This window comes from Streptomyces sp. NPDC107471 (genome assembly GCF_055582845.1).
The window spans coordinates 348,254-362,702 of record NZ_JBVJPC010000006.1 but is presented as its reverse complement, the minus strand read 5'-3'; the positions used below and the strand labels follow the sequence as shown (position 1 = coordinate 362,702).

Annotated in this window: 15 protein-coding genes; 10 read left to right on the top strand and 5 right to left on the bottom strand. The window is 70.7% G+C overall.

Annotated elements, in window-relative coordinates:
• The first annotated feature begins 11 nt into the window (after positions 1-11).
• The 4 genes from ACZ66S_RS22780 to ACZ66S_RS22765 all read left to right on the top strand — a co-directional run bounded on the left by ACZ66S_RS22780 (position 12) and on the right by ACZ66S_RS22765 (position 3,118).
• Positions 12-542, top strand: a complete 531-nt coding sequence (locus ACZ66S_RS22780; protein ID WP_469903343.1) for a DUF5134 domain-containing protein — start codon at positions 12-14, stop codon at positions 540-542.
• Between the two features lie 250 nt (positions 543-792).
• Entirely contained in the window at positions 793-1,515 is a 723-nt protein-coding gene (locus tag ACZ66S_RS22775) for a phosphatase PAP2 family protein (protein WP_469903342.1), read from the top strand.
• A gap of 9 nt (positions 1,516-1,524) precedes the next feature.
• Positions 1,525-2,217: an HAD family hydrolase gene (locus ACZ66S_RS22770; RefSeq protein WP_469903341.1), complete on the top strand. Its 693-nt coding sequence runs from the start codon at positions 1,525-1,527 to the stop codon at positions 2,215-2,217.
• 226 nt (positions 2,218-2,443) lie between these two features.
• Complete coding sequence (locus ACZ66S_RS22765; RefSeq protein ID WP_469903340.1) at positions 2,444-3,118, top strand: TetR/AcrR family transcriptional regulator; 675 nt, start codon at positions 2,444-2,446, stop codon at positions 3,116-3,118.
• Here the strand turns inward: ACZ66S_RS22765 and ACZ66S_RS22760 are convergent.
• Complete coding sequence (locus ACZ66S_RS22760; protein WP_469903339.1) at positions 3,106-4,608, bottom strand: LVIVD repeat-containing protein; 1,503 nt, start codon at positions 4,606-4,608, stop codon at positions 3,106-3,108. The two genes, ACZ66S_RS22765 and ACZ66S_RS22760, sit on opposite strands and share 13 nt — an antisense overlap.
• A 96-nt stretch (positions 4,609-4,704) precedes the next feature.
• Here ACZ66S_RS22760 and ACZ66S_RS22755 point away from each other — a divergent pair, with 96 nt between their 5' ends.
• The gene (locus tag ACZ66S_RS22755) at positions 4,705-5,373 is read left to right on the top strand and encodes a DUF305 domain-containing protein (RefSeq protein WP_469903490.1); all 669 of its coding nucleotides are present in this window, start codon (positions 4,705-4,707) and stop codon (positions 5,371-5,373) included.
• 27 nt (positions 5,374-5,400) lie between these two features.
• On the opposite strand, the gene ACZ66S_RS22750 is transcribed toward ACZ66S_RS22755, so the two are convergent.
• Positions 5,401-5,865, bottom strand: coding sequence for a DUF6214 family protein (locus ACZ66S_RS22750; protein ID WP_469903338.1), 465 nt, complete (start codon positions 5,863-5,865; stop codon positions 5,401-5,403).
• Positions 5,866-6,054: 189 nt separating this feature from the next.
• Here ACZ66S_RS22750 and ACZ66S_RS22745 point away from each other — a divergent pair, with 189 nt between their 5' ends.
• The gene (locus ACZ66S_RS22745) at positions 6,055-7,398 is read left to right on the top strand and encodes an FAD-dependent oxidoreductase (protein ID WP_469903337.1); all 1,344 of its coding nucleotides are present in this window, start codon (positions 6,055-6,057) and stop codon (positions 7,396-7,398) included.
• 100 nt (positions 7,399-7,498) lie between these two features.
• Here ACZ66S_RS22745 and ACZ66S_RS22740 read toward each other — a convergent pair whose 3' ends face one another.
• Entirely contained in the window at positions 7,499-7,852 is a 354-nt protein-coding gene (locus tag ACZ66S_RS22740; protein WP_469903336.1) for an ArsR/SmtB family transcription factor, read from the bottom strand.
• Between the two features lie 161 nt (positions 7,853-8,013).
• Here ACZ66S_RS22740 and ACZ66S_RS22735 point away from each other — a divergent pair, with 161 nt between their 5' ends.
• The gene (locus ACZ66S_RS22735) at positions 8,014-9,093 is read left to right on the top strand and encodes an NADH:flavin oxidoreductase/NADH oxidase (protein WP_469903335.1); all 1,080 of its coding nucleotides are present in this window, start codon (positions 8,014-8,016) and stop codon (positions 9,091-9,093) included.
• A 285-nt stretch (positions 9,094-9,378) separates the two neighbouring features.
• Entirely contained in the window at positions 9,379-9,558 is a 180-nt protein-coding gene (locus tag ACZ66S_RS22730; protein ID WP_469903334.1) for a hypothetical protein, read from the top strand.
• A gap of 4 nt (positions 9,559-9,562) precedes the next feature.
• Here ACZ66S_RS22730 and ACZ66S_RS22725 read toward each other — a convergent pair whose 3' ends face one another.
• The gene (locus ACZ66S_RS22725; protein ID WP_469903333.1) at positions 9,563-10,873 is read right to left on the bottom strand and encodes an extracellular catalytic domain type 1 short-chain-length polyhydroxyalkanoate depolymerase; all 1,311 of its coding nucleotides are present in this window, start codon (positions 10,871-10,873) and stop codon (positions 9,563-9,565) included.
• Positions 10,874-11,755: 882 nt separating this feature from the next.
• Here ACZ66S_RS22725 and ACZ66S_RS22720 point away from each other — a divergent pair.
• A complete protein-coding gene (locus ACZ66S_RS22720) occupies positions 11,756-12,733 on the top strand; it encodes a pectate lyase family protein (RefSeq protein ID WP_469903332.1) in 978 nt (325 codons plus the stop codon).
• 44 nt (positions 12,734-12,777) lie between these two features.
• Entirely contained in the window at positions 12,778-13,581 is an 804-nt protein-coding gene (locus ACZ66S_RS22715; protein WP_469903331.1) for a pectate lyase, read from the top strand.
• A gap of 64 nt (positions 13,582-13,645) precedes the next feature.
• On the opposite strand, the gene ACZ66S_RS22710 is transcribed toward ACZ66S_RS22715, so the two are convergent.
• Positions 13,646-14,404, bottom strand: a complete 759-nt coding sequence (locus tag ACZ66S_RS22710; protein WP_469903330.1) for a PaaX family transcriptional regulator C-terminal domain-containing protein — start codon at positions 14,402-14,404, stop codon at positions 13,646-13,648.
• Positions 14,405-14,449 lie beyond the last annotated feature (45 nt).

Genomic DNA, 14,449 nt, shown 5'->3' with positions numbered 1-14,449 from the left:
GGGAGGTGGGCGTGCACGGACCGGCTTCGCCCGGCTGGCTGCTGGTCGCGCTCTGCGCGGCGACCGGGGCGTACTGCCTGCTGCGGATGCGCAGCAGCGTCGAGGAGCAGCGCCGGGCCGCGGGCGGTGAGGCGCTGATGGGCTTCGGGATGGCCGCGATGGCCGTACCGGCCGCCGTGTTCACGCCGCCGGCGTGGGCCTGGCCGCTGTGCGCGGCGGTGTTCGGCGGGGCGGCGCTGCGCGCGCTGTGGGCGGCGCGCACCAGCACCCACCATCTGCACCACCTGGTGGGAGCGGGGGCCATGGTCTACATGGCGGTGGTGATGGCGGCCTCCCCCGGACACCACGGGGGCGCGGGCGTGCCCGCGGTGACGGGCCTGCTGCTTCTCTACTTCGCGGGCTACGTCCTGCTGTCGGGCGCCCGCCTGATACCGGTGACCGCCGGGGGCGGCACCGTCGGCTGGGGCGACCGTCCCGAACTCTCGCGGGTGTGCCGGTTGTCGATGGGCATCGCGATGGTGGCCATGCTGCTGACGCTCTGACGTGCACGGTCGGCGCCGGCTAGGGCACGGGCCTGCTTGACGGCGCAACTCCCGTACGGCACCCGGCAAAACGCCGGTCAGGCGCCCGGCGTCATTTTCGTACGGCGCCCCGCATCGGCCCGCCTGGAGTCGCGGGTGGCGTCCCGACGCAGGCATGGACGCGCGGGCGACGGGGAACCCGGCAAGGACCGATCGGCCCGTCCCGTCCCGGGATTCGCCTCACACCACACCGGTCGGCGAGGATCGCAGTATGCACACCCCGTCCGTCGACTCCCCGCCCCGTCCGCCGGAGCACCGGACCGCCGCCCGCGCGACCGGTGTCCTCGCCCTGTGCTCGGTGCTGCTGCTCGTCCTGGTCGTGGCCAAGTGGCATCCACTCCTCGACGTGGACGGCGACATCGCCGACACCACCCACCGCTGGGCGGTCGACGAGCCGGGGCTCACCCATGCCTTCCGCATCCTCACGGACTGGGTCTGGGACCCGTGGGCGATGCGCCTCCTCGCTGCGGTCGCGGCGGTCTGGCTGGTGTGGCGGCGCAATGCCCGCTGGCTCGCCGCATGGCTGGTGGTCACATGTGCGCTGGGCACACTGGTCCAGCAGGTCATGAAGTCCGCGGTCGGCCGCGAGCGCCCCGTCTGGCCGGACCCCGTCGACAGCGCGCACTTCGCGGCCTACCCGTCGGGCCACGCACTGACGGCGACGGTCGTGTGCGGTCTCCTGCTGTGGCTCCTCCACCGCCACGGTGTCGGCCGCGCGCTGTGGTCCACGGCACTGGCAGTCGCCGTGATCTCCGTCGTGGGCGTGGGCCTCACCCGCGTCTGGCTGGGCGTCCACTGGCCCTCCGACGTCATCGGCGGCTGGCTCCTCGGCGCGACGCTCGTGTCCCTGGCCGTGCTGGTGCACCAGCGGTACGGCCCTGACCTGCCCGGACCTGCCCGACCTCGCGCTCACGCGGGAGATCCCGGCCCGTAGGATCACCGCATGACTGCCGTCCTGTTCGACTTCTCGGGCACCCTCTTCCGCATCGAGTCCACCGACTCCTGGCTGAGGGCCGTCCTCGACGAGGCCGGAATCACCCTCGACGAGGCCGAGTTGACGCGGGCCGTGCGGGAGCTGGAGAGCGTGGGGGCACTGCCCGGCGGGGTCGCGCCCCGGGTGCCGATGCCGGACGAGCTCGCGGCCGTGTGGGGCGTCCGGGACGAGAGCGCCGAGCTGCACCGGGCCGCGTACACCGGGCTGTCACGGCTCGTGACGCTGCCGGACCCCGCCCTGCACGACGCGCTGTACGACCGGCACATGCTGCCGACCGCCTGGCAGCCCTACCCCGACGCCGCCGAGGTGCTGCGCGCGCTCCGGGAGCGCGGGACCAAGGTGGGCGTGGTCAGCAACATCGGCTGGGACCTGCGTCCCGTCTTCCGCGCGCACGGGCTCGATCCGTACGTCGACGCGTACGTGCTGTCGTACGAGCACGGTGTCCAGAAGCCGGACCCCCGGCTGTTCACGACCGCCTGCACGGCACTCGGGGTGGCGCCCCGGGACGTCCTGATGGTCGGTGACGACCGGCGGGCGGACGGCGGCGCGGCGGCCCTCGGCTGCGGGGTGCACTTCGTGGATCATCTGCCGGCCGCACAGCGGCCCGACGCGCTGCGGACCGTTCTCGATCTGGTGAGGTGACACCCGGCTCGGGCCGCCGCGATTCCCACCGGAAAGTGTCCGAAAACGGGGTGGTCACCCCGTCAGGTCGTCGCCTGAGGACACCATCGGGGCGTATGCTCGCCCACCCTGGACGATCCCCCGCGTCGCCCAGAGCAGGCGGCAGCCCCGACCAGGCCTTTTCCGGGCCGGTCCGGGTCTCACTGAGTATAGTTGGCTGATAGCCAGTCAACGCAGGAGTTACAGCATGTCCCCGCGCAGCGCCTCGGTTAACGAAGAGCTGCGCCGCCGTTCCCGGGAGCGGCTCCTGCAGGCGGCGCTGGAGCTGGTCTCCGAGCGCGGTTACGAGTCCACGACCCTCGGCGACATCGCGGACCGGGCCGGTTCGGCGCGCGGTCTGGTGTCGTACTACTTCCCCGGCAAGCGCCAGCTCGTGCAGTCCGCCGTGCACCGGCTCATGCACCGCACGCTGCAGGAGGCGCTGGAGCGCGAGCCGTGCACCGAGGACGGCCGGGAGCGGATGGCCCGCGCCATCGACGCGGTCCTGGGCCTGGCCCGGGACCGGACCGTGCTGATGCGCCAGCACATGGCGGGCCTGCTGGACACCGAGGGCTTCGTGGAGTGCCCGGAACAGCAGCGCCTGGCCGAACTGCTGCGGGACACGATGGAACGGCACGGTTCACAGTCGGTCGAGACCGACTACCCGATGCTGCGCTCACAGCTCATGGGCGCGGTCTACGCGATGGTCGTACCGAACGTCCCGATGCCGCTCGCGACCCTGCGGGCCGAGTTGTTCACGCGCTACCGGCTCGACTGGGAGCAGGGGGTCCCGCCGGACGCCGAGGCGCCCGACGGGACGTGCGACAGGGATCCGTCGCGGTTCTTCGACACGGGCCCGGAGGCCGGGGATCAGTCGAAGTAGTCCGGCTGCGTCTGGACGTTGAGCTCGCCGAGCCGCACCTTCCTGGCCGGATCCGTCCGCCTGTCGCTGAGCTTCAGCACGTCGAAGCCCTTGGCGATGTCGTTGGAGTAGATGTAGCCGTTGTAGTAGTACGCCGACCACGCTCCGCCGGTCTGCATGGTGGTGGTGCTCAGCGGGCCGCGCTCGAAGTAGGCGATCTCCTTGGGCTTCGCGGAGTTCGTGAAGTCCCAGACGGAGACGCCGCCCTGGTACCAGGCCTGGACCATGATGTCCTTGCCCTTGACGGGGATCAGCGAGCCGTTGTGCGCGACACAGTTCTCGGTGTCGGCCTGGTGGCGGGGGATCTTGAAGTAGCCGCGGAAGACGAGCTTGCGCTTGTCACCCTTGCCGACGATGTCGTAGATGCCGTCGGCGCCGCGGTTCGGACCGATCGCCGCGTTGCAGGTGGCCGCACCGCCCCCACCGAGCTCGTCGGTGAAGACGACCTTGTTCGCCCTCTGGTTGAAGGTCGCCGAGTGCCAGAACGCGAAGTTCACGTTGTCCTGCACCCGGTCGATGACCTTCGGGTTCTCCGGGTCCTTGATGGAGAACAGGATGCCGTCACCCATGCAGGCGCCCGCCGCCAGGTCCTCGTCCGGGAGCACCGTGATGTCGTGGCAGCCGGTGGTCTTGGAGACGCCCGGGTTGGTGGGTGAGCCGGGGTTGCCGCCGCCGTCGGGGCCCTCGCCCGGGAAGAGCACCGGGAAGCTGACGACCGCCGCCTTCTCGGGGGCGTTGCGCGGCACCTTGATGACGGAGATGCCGTCGTGCGGCGGCTGGCAGTCGGGGTAGGTGGCGTTCGGCGAGTACGAGGAGACGTAGATGTAGACGTTCCGGCGCTCGGGCACCAGCGTGTGGGTGTGCGAGCCGCAGGCGGTCTCGACGGCGGCGACGTACTTCGGGTTCCTCTTGTCGCTGATGTCGAAGACCTTCATGCCCTCCCACGACGACTTCTCGGTCGCGGGCTGGGTGGTGCTGTTGCAACTGCTGTCACTGCGCGAGGAGTCGGTGGAGAGGAACAGCAGGTTCCCGGAGACGGAGATGTCGTTCTGCGAGCCCGGGCACAGCACCTGGGCGATCGTCTTCGGCGCCCTCGGGTTGCTGATGTCGAAGATGCGGAAACCGTCGTAGTTCCCGGAGAAGGCGTACCTGCCCTGGAAGGCCAGGTCCGAATTGGTGCCGGGCAGTGCGTCCTTGGGGATGTTGACGAGGTGCTCGATGTTGTCGGAGTGGACGATCTCGTCCTGTCCGGGTATCTCGCCGTCGGCGATCGCGGTCTTCACCTCGGCCTCGGTGCTCTTGGACACGCCCTTGCCGTTCGTCGGGCCGTCCCCGGGGTCGGGGGTCGCGACGGCGGGACCGGCGGTGAGCAGTGCGGCCAGGAGGCCCGCGGCGGCCGCGGCAACTCCCAGTCGTCTGTGCCGGGTTCGGGACTCTCTCAACAGGATCACTGTTTTCCTCCCTGTGCCGTTCATGTGGAACGGTTCACGCGTCACCGCAGTATCGTCTTCACCATGCACAGATCAATAGGGGGCAACGAACTCGTCATGAAGGGACCACGGGTGACCACTGTGCTTTTCCGCCACGCGCCGTACGTGACGGCCACCCTGGCCGCCCTGGCCGTCCTGGCCCTCGGGGGCTGCGACTCCGGCGGGGATCCCAAGTCCGCCCCGGCGAGCGGGCCTTCGGTGCTGGCACCCGGCAAGCCCGGCCAGGCGAACCGCACGCTGTCCGCCCAGGACGCCGAGGAGCAGCGGGCCGACGACGACACCCCCAACTCGGCGGACGTCTCGTACGCCCGCATGATGATCGCGCACCACGCCCAGGCGCTGGAGCTGACCGAACTGGCCCCGCAGCGAGCCGAGTCGGCGAAGCTCAAGGCCCTCGCCGAGCGGATCTCGGCCGCGCAGGGTCCGGAGATCGAAGCGATGCGGGCCTGGCTGAAGGAGCACGGCCAGTCCGAGAAGAGCGACGGCCACGCGCATGCCTCGATGCCGGGCATGGCGACGGAGGCGCAGCTCGAGAAGCTGCGGGCGGCGAAGGGGAAGGCCTTCGACGAGCTCTTCCTCACCCTGATGATCACCCATCACGAGGGGGCGATCACCATGGCGACGGACGTGAAGGGCCAGGGCAACAACATCCGCATCGAGGAGATGGCGGACGACGTGGTGGCCCAGCAGACCAGCGAGATCAACCGCATGCGGGACATGCTCTGAGCGTCCCGGCCGGCTCGACCGGTGCGGTCAGCGCCGCGCGTGACGCGGTGTCAGGAAGCCCGCGTCGCGGGCCTGGGAGATGAGCCTGAGCGACTTGCGGCGGCTGTGCCCGGTCGCGCACATCACGGCGAGGACCGGGTCGACACCGTCCTCCTGGGCGGCGCGGTACTCCTGCGCGATCAGCCACCGCCCCTCGATCCCACGGGGCCAGGCCGGCCGGGCACGACGCGCCGCCCCCGCCTCGCCTCCGGCGTCCGCCCCGGACCTGCGGCCGCACGCTTCGAAGAGCGGCTCCTCGATCCAGTCCGCGAGCGCGCCCAGGTCGTCGAGCGAGAGGGCGGGCTGGGCCCGCACGTCCTCCAGGGAGACACCGTCCTCGGCCACCACCGCGAGGACGTCCACCCGGGCGCCGTCGGGGAAGACCAGCCGGACCTGGAACCAGGCCGTCGCGCTCCCGTCCTCCCGCACTTCCCACGCGGGCCACACGGACACGCTGCCGTCCGTCGGACAACGATCAGAAAGATTAAGAAAGGATGCTTCTAGCACACACGCAACGTAACCGCATGATCACACCCGCTGTGGCCGGACACGCACGCGCAGGTCCTTCCGGCACCCTGTCAGAGCAGCACGCGCGGTGCGATCCTGAAGGTGTCAGCGACTCCTCTCGTAGGGAGTTCCGCCGTGCTGCGTGTCGCCGTCGTCGGCTCCGGGCCCAGCGGGTGCTACACCGCCCAGGGCCTCGTCCAGCAGGACCCCGAGGTGCTCGTGGACGTCCTGGACCGGCTGCCGTGCCCGTACGGCCTGGTGCGCTACGGGGTGGCACCGGACCACGAGAAGATCAAATCGCTCCAGAACAACCTGCGGACGATCCTGGAGCACGAGCGGGTGCGGTTCGTCGGCGGTGTCGAGATCGGCCCCGGCGGGGTGCCGGCCGCGCGGCTGCGCGAGCTGTACCACGCCGTCGTGTACTGCGTGGGCGCCGCCACCGACCGGCATCTCGGGATCCCGGGCGAGGAACTGCCGGGGAGCTGGTCGGCGACGGAGTTCGTGTCCTGGTACAGCGCGCACCCCGACTCCCGGGCCGACGGTTTCGTGGTCGGCGCCCGGTCGGCGGTGGTCATCGGGGTGGGCAACGTCGCCGTCGACGTGACGCGGATGCTGGCGCGCGGGACGACCGAGCTCAGCCCCACCGACATCCCGCATCCGGCGCTCACCGCGTTGGCGGCCAGCCGGGTGACCGAGGTCCACATGGTGGGGCGGCGGGGCCCCTCCCAGGCCCGTTTCACCACGAAGGAGCTGCGCGAGCTGGGGTCGCTTCCGGACACCGAAGTGACCGTCCGGGCAGATGAGTTGGCGCTGGATCCGGCGTACCTCGACCCCGCTCCCCTGCCCGCGCCGCAGCGCCGGAACGTGGAGGTGCTGCGCGGCTGGGCGGCGGCCGGGGCACGGCCGTCCGCCCGCAGGATCGCGTTGCGCTTCTTCCTGCGTCCCGTCGAAGTCCTCGCCGACGGCGGTCGGGTGGGCGCGGTCCGTTTCGAGCGGACGCTGCCGGACGGGCACGGCGGTGTGCGCGGCACCGGTGAGTTCGAGGAGATCGAGGCCCAGTTGGTGCTGCGATCGGTGGGCTACCGGGGCATGCCGGTGCCGGGGCTGCCGTTCGACGCGGAGAGCGGCACGGTGCCCCACGTCGACGGCCGTGTGGTGCGCGGCGGTTCCCCCGTCCCCGGAGAGTACGTGGCCGGCTGGATCAAGCGCGGTCCGACCGGAGTGATCGGCACCAACCGCCCGGACGCCAAGGAGACGGTGACTTCGCTCCTCGAGGACGCGCCCACGCTCGCACGCGAAGAACGGCGCGAGGACCCGCTCGACGCCCTGCGGGCAGCGGGACTCGAACCGGTGGAGTGGGCGGGCTGGTGCGCCATCGAGCGGGCGGAGGTCGACCTCGGCGCGTCCCTGGGCCGTGGCGTGGTGAAGCTGCCGGACTGGCAGTCCCTGATGGACGCGGTGCGCGGACACGCCCCCTAGGGCGAGGGAGAGCAGGCGGCCCGCCGCGGGGGAATCCGCGTCGGCACACCCCTGACAGGCAACCTGCTCTCCAGCCAACCACCTTCCGGCGGAGGGCAGTTCAGTCGCTCCCGCTCCGGACGGCCTGGCGGGCGGCGGCGTCCAGGAGGGCGTCTAGAAGGCCCGGGAAGAGCCCGTCCAGCTCGTCCCGGCGCAGGCCGTTCATCTTGGCCGTGCCCCGGTAGATCTGCCGGATCACCCCGCTCTCGCGCAGCACCCGGAAGTGGTGGGTGGTCGTCGACTTGGTGACGGGCAGGTCGAAGTGCGAGCAGGAGAGCTCGTCGCCGACCGCGGCGAGCTCGCGCACGATCTGCAGGCGCATCGGGTCGGAGAGGGCGTGCAGGATGCCCTCCAGCCGGATCTCGCCGCGCTCGGGGTGCGGAAGGGCACGACTGCTGATGGCGGGGGAGGTCACGGCGGCTCCACTTCTCCAGGTGTCCCGGGGGCCGTGCGGACTCGGGGACCGGCCTCGGGAGCCCTATTGTACGAGACCCTTCGTAGTTTGACATCCGACGTACTACGATGCCTATCGTACGAGTCGACCACCACCGGTCCCGTGACGAAATGGAGCCCGCCGTGAGCGCACTCTTCGAGCCCTTCACCCTGCGCGACGTGACGATCCCGAACCGGGTGTGGATGCCGCCGATGTGCCAGTACTCGGCCGCTCCGGACGGCCCCGGGATCGGCGCCCCGAACGACTGGCACTTCGCGCACTACGCGGCACGCGCGGCCGGCGGCACCGGCCTGATCATCGTCGAGGCGACCGGCATCAGCCCCGAGGGCCGCATCTCCCCCTACGACCTCGGCATCTGGAACGACACCCAGGTCGAGGCGTTCCGCCGCATCACCGGCTTCCTGGCCGCCCAGGGCACCGTCCCGGGCATCCAGCTCGCCCACGCCGGCCGCAAGGCCGCCACCGACCAGCCCTGGAAGGGCGGCGCGCCGCTCCCCCCGGACGCACTGGGCTGGCAGCCGCTCGGCCCGAGCCCGCTCGCCTTCGACGAGCGGCACCCCGTCCCTACGGAGCTGACAACGGATCAGATCAGCAAGGTGGTCGGGCAGTTCGCCGACGCGGCCCGGCGTGCTCTCGCCGCCGGCTTCGAAGTCGCCGAGATCCACGGCGCCCACGGCTATCTGATCGGCAACTTCCTCTCCCCGCACAGCAACCGGCGCACCGACGAGTACGGCGGCTCGTACGAGAACCGCACCCGCTTCGCGCTGGAGGTCGTCGACGCGGTCCGTGAGGTGTGGCCCGACGACAAGCCCCTCTTCTTCCGCATCTCGGCGACCGACTGGCTGGAGGAGGACGGCTGGACCCCGGACGACACCGTCCGCTTCGCCCACGACCTGCGGGCCCACGGCATCGACCTCCTCGACGTCTCCACCGGCGGCAACGCGGCGGGCGTCCGCATCCCCCTCGGCCCCGGCTACCAGGTCCCCTTCGCCGCCCGCGTCAAGGCGGAGACCGACCTCCCGGTCGCCGCGGTCGGCCTGATCACCGAGGTCGAGCAGGCCGAGAAGATCCTCTCCAACGGCGAGGCGGACGCGGTGCTGCTGGGCCGCGAACTGCTCCGCAACCCGTCCTGGGCGCGGCTCGCGGCCCGGGAGCTGGGCGGGGACGTGCATGTGCCGGACCAGTACCACCGGTCGGTCTGAGCCCTGTTTCCCGAAAGGCCTTCGGCGCGGGGGACGCGAGAAGTAGGCTCCCTGCGCACGGTCGGCTCGCCGACTGCGACGGGAATGGGTCCGGCGTCCCTTTCGGGCGCGTCCGCCGAACGGATCGGCGGCGCGTCAATCGCGACAACTTCACACGCGGCCTGCACGCCGGCAGGGCCTCAGTTGATCACCGTCGGTACCGGGTGGTCGGCCTGAGACACCTGCCATCCTGCCTGCGGCTCGCGCTCGGTTCGACCGCCCTCCCTCTCGGAGGAGGCCCCGAGCATGGAGTCGCGGATCGTCCTGGACATCCTGGGCGCGGCGAGCGCAGTGTCCGTGTTCCTGTACGTGCTCACCGGACTGCTCGACCAGGTGCGGGGTCTGCTGCGCTCCTGGCACGCCGTCCGGCGGGACGCCCGGGCACTGCGCCGGAACGTCCCGCCGGAGGACAGCGAGAGCCCGTGAGCCGTCAACCGGCCGTGCAGGTCTTCCCGTTGAGCACGAAGGCACCCGGCGCCGCGCTGTTCCCGCCGTGGTCGGCCTGGTAGCCGATGCTGACGCTCGCGTTCGGCGCGACGGTGCCGTTGTAGCTCGCGTTCGTCGCCGTCACCGCGCCGGAGGACGGGCTGTACGTGGCGCCCCAGCCGTTGGTGATGGTCTGGCCGGCGGGGAGGGTGAAGGCCAGTTGCCAGCCGTTGATCGTGCTCGTGCCGGTGTTGGTGAGGGTGACCGAGGCCGTCAGACCGGTGCTCCAGGCGTTGGTCGTGGCCGTCACCTTGCAGGCGCCCGGCTGGGGTTGGGGCGCCGGGCCCGAGCTGTCGAGACCGAAGAAGGTGAGCGCGCGGGCGGCCATGCCGGTGCTGTAGAGGTTGTGGCCGACTCCCTGGAGGCTGATCGCCTCGACGGGGGCCCGGTCACCGGTGGCGCCGTAGCGGGTGCGGGTCCAGCCGGAGACAGGCGTGTCCGTGGCGGCCGGTGTCTGACTGACGCCGAGGACGTTCGTCCACTGCTTGATCTCCTCGCCGAAGTTGGGATAGCGCAGCACGTCGTCCTCGGTGCCGTGCCACACCTGCATGCGCGGCCGGGGGCCCGTGTAGCCGGGGTACGCGGCCCGGACGAGATCGCCCCACTGCTGCGGGGTGTGGGTGACGGTGCCGCCCGAGCAGGCGCTGTTCCACTCGGAGCCGTCGGTCGTGGCGAAGCAGCCGAACGGGACGCCGGAGAAGGCCGCGCCCGCCGCGAACACGTCCGGGTAGTCGCCGAGCAGGACATTGGTCATCATCGCGCCCGAGGAGATGCCGGTGGCGTAGATCCTGGTGGTGTCGGCGGAGTAGGTCCGCACCGTCCAGTCGATCATCGACTTGATGCCGACGGGGTCGCTGCCGCCATCGCGCTTCAGCGCCTGCGGCGAGGACACGTCGAAGCACTTGCTGGACCGGGTGACCGAGGGGTAGATCACCACGAAGCCGTAGGTGTCGGCCAGTCGGGCCCACTCGGTGCCGTTGTACATGGCCGGACCCGAGCCGGTGCAGTAGTGCACGGCCACGACGACCGCCGGGTGCGCGGTGACATTGTCCGGCAGGTACAGGTACATCTGGAGATTGCTGGGATTCGCGCCGAAGCCGGTGACCTCGGTGAGGACCGCCGAGGGGGCGGCCTCCGTGGCGGCGGCCTCCGTGCGGGCCGAAGCGGTGGGGACGGCGGCGAAGAGTGCCGCCGCGAGTAACGCCAGCAGGACCAGCAACACCGAACTCAGCGGTCTCCTGGGGGTGATGGACACGTCCTTGCCCCTCTCATGCGTAGGGATCGGCGGGTGAGGTGGTCTGTGGGTCAGGGTGGGACGGTGGGGAGAGGTTGCCGCTCGCGGCAGTGGCAGGACTCGGGTGCCGGTAGGGGTGGCTCTGCCGACGAAGGCCGACGAAGGATGACCGCGAGAGCCCGGTGGACACCTCCGCGGATCAACGCGCCGCGGCCGACAGTCTTGGCCGACAGTCTTCAACTCGGGCGGGCCGACCGTCCGGGACAGCCTCGTCGTGCGAGCGCAGCCGGTCGTTCGCCCCGGTGTCAGCCGACGGCATCCACGAGCCGCCCGGACCGTCGGCGGTCCGAACTGGCGACCAGCAAGGTCGGCCGGACCCGGCGGCCACGGCGACCTCGGACGCGCCGGCTCCTCGTTCTCCGGGAGGTCACGGCCGGCAGCGTTCTCCGGGATCTCACGGCCGGCAGCGGAGCACGACTCGCTCCGACTGCCGCGATCCACCCCACGCCAGGGTGCGGTGAGCACCAGAGCGCGGACGAACGTACGCATACGCGGGAGCGCCACCGCCTCACCCCTCTCGGACGGTCTCGGCCCTCCCTCGGAAGGGAGGCGTCCGGCGAGCATGGTGGCATGCACATGGCTGCCATGGAAGCGCTCCCACGCGTCGAAAGAATTCGCTCACGGCCCCACCCCCTCCCCCGCCCGAGTGACCGAATGTCTTCTGCGCAAAGCGTTGACCAGAAAGCGCTTACCCTCTACGTTCCGTTCAGCGATGTGACCGACCCGCTGAACCGGGACAGCGCATTGCGGCTCAGCACCGCCTGCGCTGTTCAACATGGAGAACAAATTTCACGTACATGACCGATCAGGCGTCGGGCAGGCGCCACGAAGGGACGCACCCGCATGCGTACTCGCCCCCCACGTACACACGCGCAAAGATCCGCTCTGGCCGCCGGTGCGGCCGTGCTCGCGACGGCGGCCGCCCTGGCCGTCCCGCAGCCGGCCGGGGCCGCCGAGACCTCCCCCATCGGTTTCGGCGCCGGAACCACCGGCGGCGGGAGCGCCTCCGCGGTCACCGTCTCCACACTGAGCGCCTTCAAGACGGCCGTCACCGGCAGCACGGCGAAGGTGGTCAGGGTCAACGGCCTGATCTCGCTGAGCGGCACGGTCGACGTCGGCTCCAACACCACGGTGCTGGGCGTCGGTTCGTCGTCCGGGTTCACCGGTGGCGGGCTGCGGCTGAAGAAGGTCACGAACGTCGTGGTCCGCAACCTGAACATCAGCAAGCCGCTCGCACCGGCCGACGGCATCGAGGTGCAGGCCTCGACGAAGGTGTGGATCGACCACAACTCCTTCTCGGCGGACCGCGATCACGACAAGGACTACTACGACGGGCTGCTGGACATCAACCACGGCTCGGACAACGTCACGGTGTCCTGGAACACCTTCAAGGACCACTTCAAGGGCTCGCTCGTCGGCCACAGCGACAACAACGCGAGCGAGGACACCGGGCACTTGAAGGTGACGTACCACCACAACTGGTTCAACAACGTCAACTCGCGCATCCCCAGCCTGCGTTTCGGCACCGGGCACTTCTACGACAACTACGTCGTCGGCGCCGAGACCGCGGTGCACTCGCGCATGGGCGCCCAGATGCTCGTGGAGAACAACGTCTTCCGCAGTACCGGAGTCGCTGTCACCACGAACCGGAGCAGTGACGTGGACGGTTACGCCAACCTCCGCGGCAACGACCTCGGCGGAGCTGCAACCGAGGTCTCCCGGGTCGGCACCTTCACCACCGCTCCGTACAGCTACACCGCCGAGCCCGCCTCCTCCGTCGTCACCTCGGTGACCGGCGGCGCGGGCGCCGGAAAGATCTGACCCCCCACACGTCCACCCCCCGACACGGAAGAAGGAACCGGGACATGACTTCTTCGGCACGTCCACGCGCGCGTACGCGTGCGCTGACCGGCGCCGCGGCCGCTCTCGGCCTCTCGGTTGGCATGATCATGACCGTCAATGCGCCGACGGCGAGCGCGGCCACCTGGCCCACCGCCAACGGCAGCCAGGCGGTCTCCTCGACCATCGAGCTGTCCGGCACCAAGGACTACGGGATGAAGCGCCTGTACGGCTCGGGCGACCTGGGCAGCGACAGCCAGGACGAGGACCAGGGGCCGATCCTGAACCTGGCCGCCGGCACCGTCCTGAAGAACGTGATCATCGGCGCCCCCGCCGCCGACGGCATCCACTGCGCGGGAAGCTGCACGCTGCAGAACGTGTGGTGGGAGGACGTCGGCGAGGACGCGGCGACCTTCCGGGGCTCCTCGTCGTCGAACGTGTACACCGTATCCGGCGGTGGCGCGCGGTCGGCCAGCGACAAGGTGTTCCAGTTCAACGGCGCCGGCACGCTGAACATCTCCAACTTCGCGGTGCAGAACTTCGGCACCTTCGTGCGCTCCTGCGGCAACTGCTCGACGCAGTACAAGCGGACGATCAACCTCAACACCATCGAGGCGACCTACTCGGGCAACAAGCTCGTCGGCATCAACACCAACTACGGCGACAGCGCGACCCTGAAGAAGATCACGATCGTGGGCGACTCCAGCAAGAAGATCGTGCCGTGCCAGAAGTACATCGGGAACAACACGGGCAAGGAGCCGACCACGAACGGCTCCGGACCCGACAGTACTTACTGCAAGTACGCGACATCCGACATCACCTACAAGTAGCCGCTCGGCAGGTGAAGGCGGCCGTACGGAGCGTCCCCGCAGGGCGCTCCGCGCGGCCGCCGTGTCATGTGCGCAGTCGCTCCTGGGGGACCGTGTCCGCCAGCTCCCGCTGGTAAGCCGCGTACGCGGAGCGCAGGTCCGCGCCCGGCCAGTGGGGAGGCAGCAGCTCGCGCGGCAGCACCGGATCGGTCAGCAGATGGCGTACGACCGCCGCGAAGCCGGTGAGCCGGTCCGCGGGTCGATCCGCGCGGGCGACGTGGGCGAGCAGTGCCCGGGAGTTCGCCGCCCAGTCGTCGAGGGGCCACAGCGCGGCCGCCAGCTCGGGGCCGGAACCTGCCGGGCGGGCCGTGCAGCGCTGGGCGACCCCGTCCAGGTCCTCCGGGAGCGGCCGGGCCAGGTTGGCGGGGCGCAGCCAGACGCCCTCGCGGAGTTCGGCGAGCCGGAGGGCGGTCAGCCGCGCCCGCAGTTCGGCGCGCTCGGCCGGCCCGCGACCCGTCGCGGTGATCACGACCATCTCCCAGTCGCCGCTCCACGCGCGCGTGCGGGGGTGCACGGAGTCGTCCTGGCGGCGCTGACGGGCGAGCAGCCGGTCGCTGAGGCCGTAGACGGTGTCGGCGCGCCGCAGGTCCCCCGCGCTCACCATCCGGCTGAGCGCGGCACGCAGCGTGGACCCGCCCACGCCGAACGGCTCCACCGCGCGGACCAGGTCCTTGACCGGCATCTCCGGCGGGTGCGCGCCGAGCAGCAGGCTCAGCACGACCGACCGGGCCGACAGCGGCCGCAGATCGACCTCACCGGGCTGCTCCGACACGTTCCTCCGCATGGTCACGTACTGTACGACGCACTTCTTGTTGCACCATTGCTACAG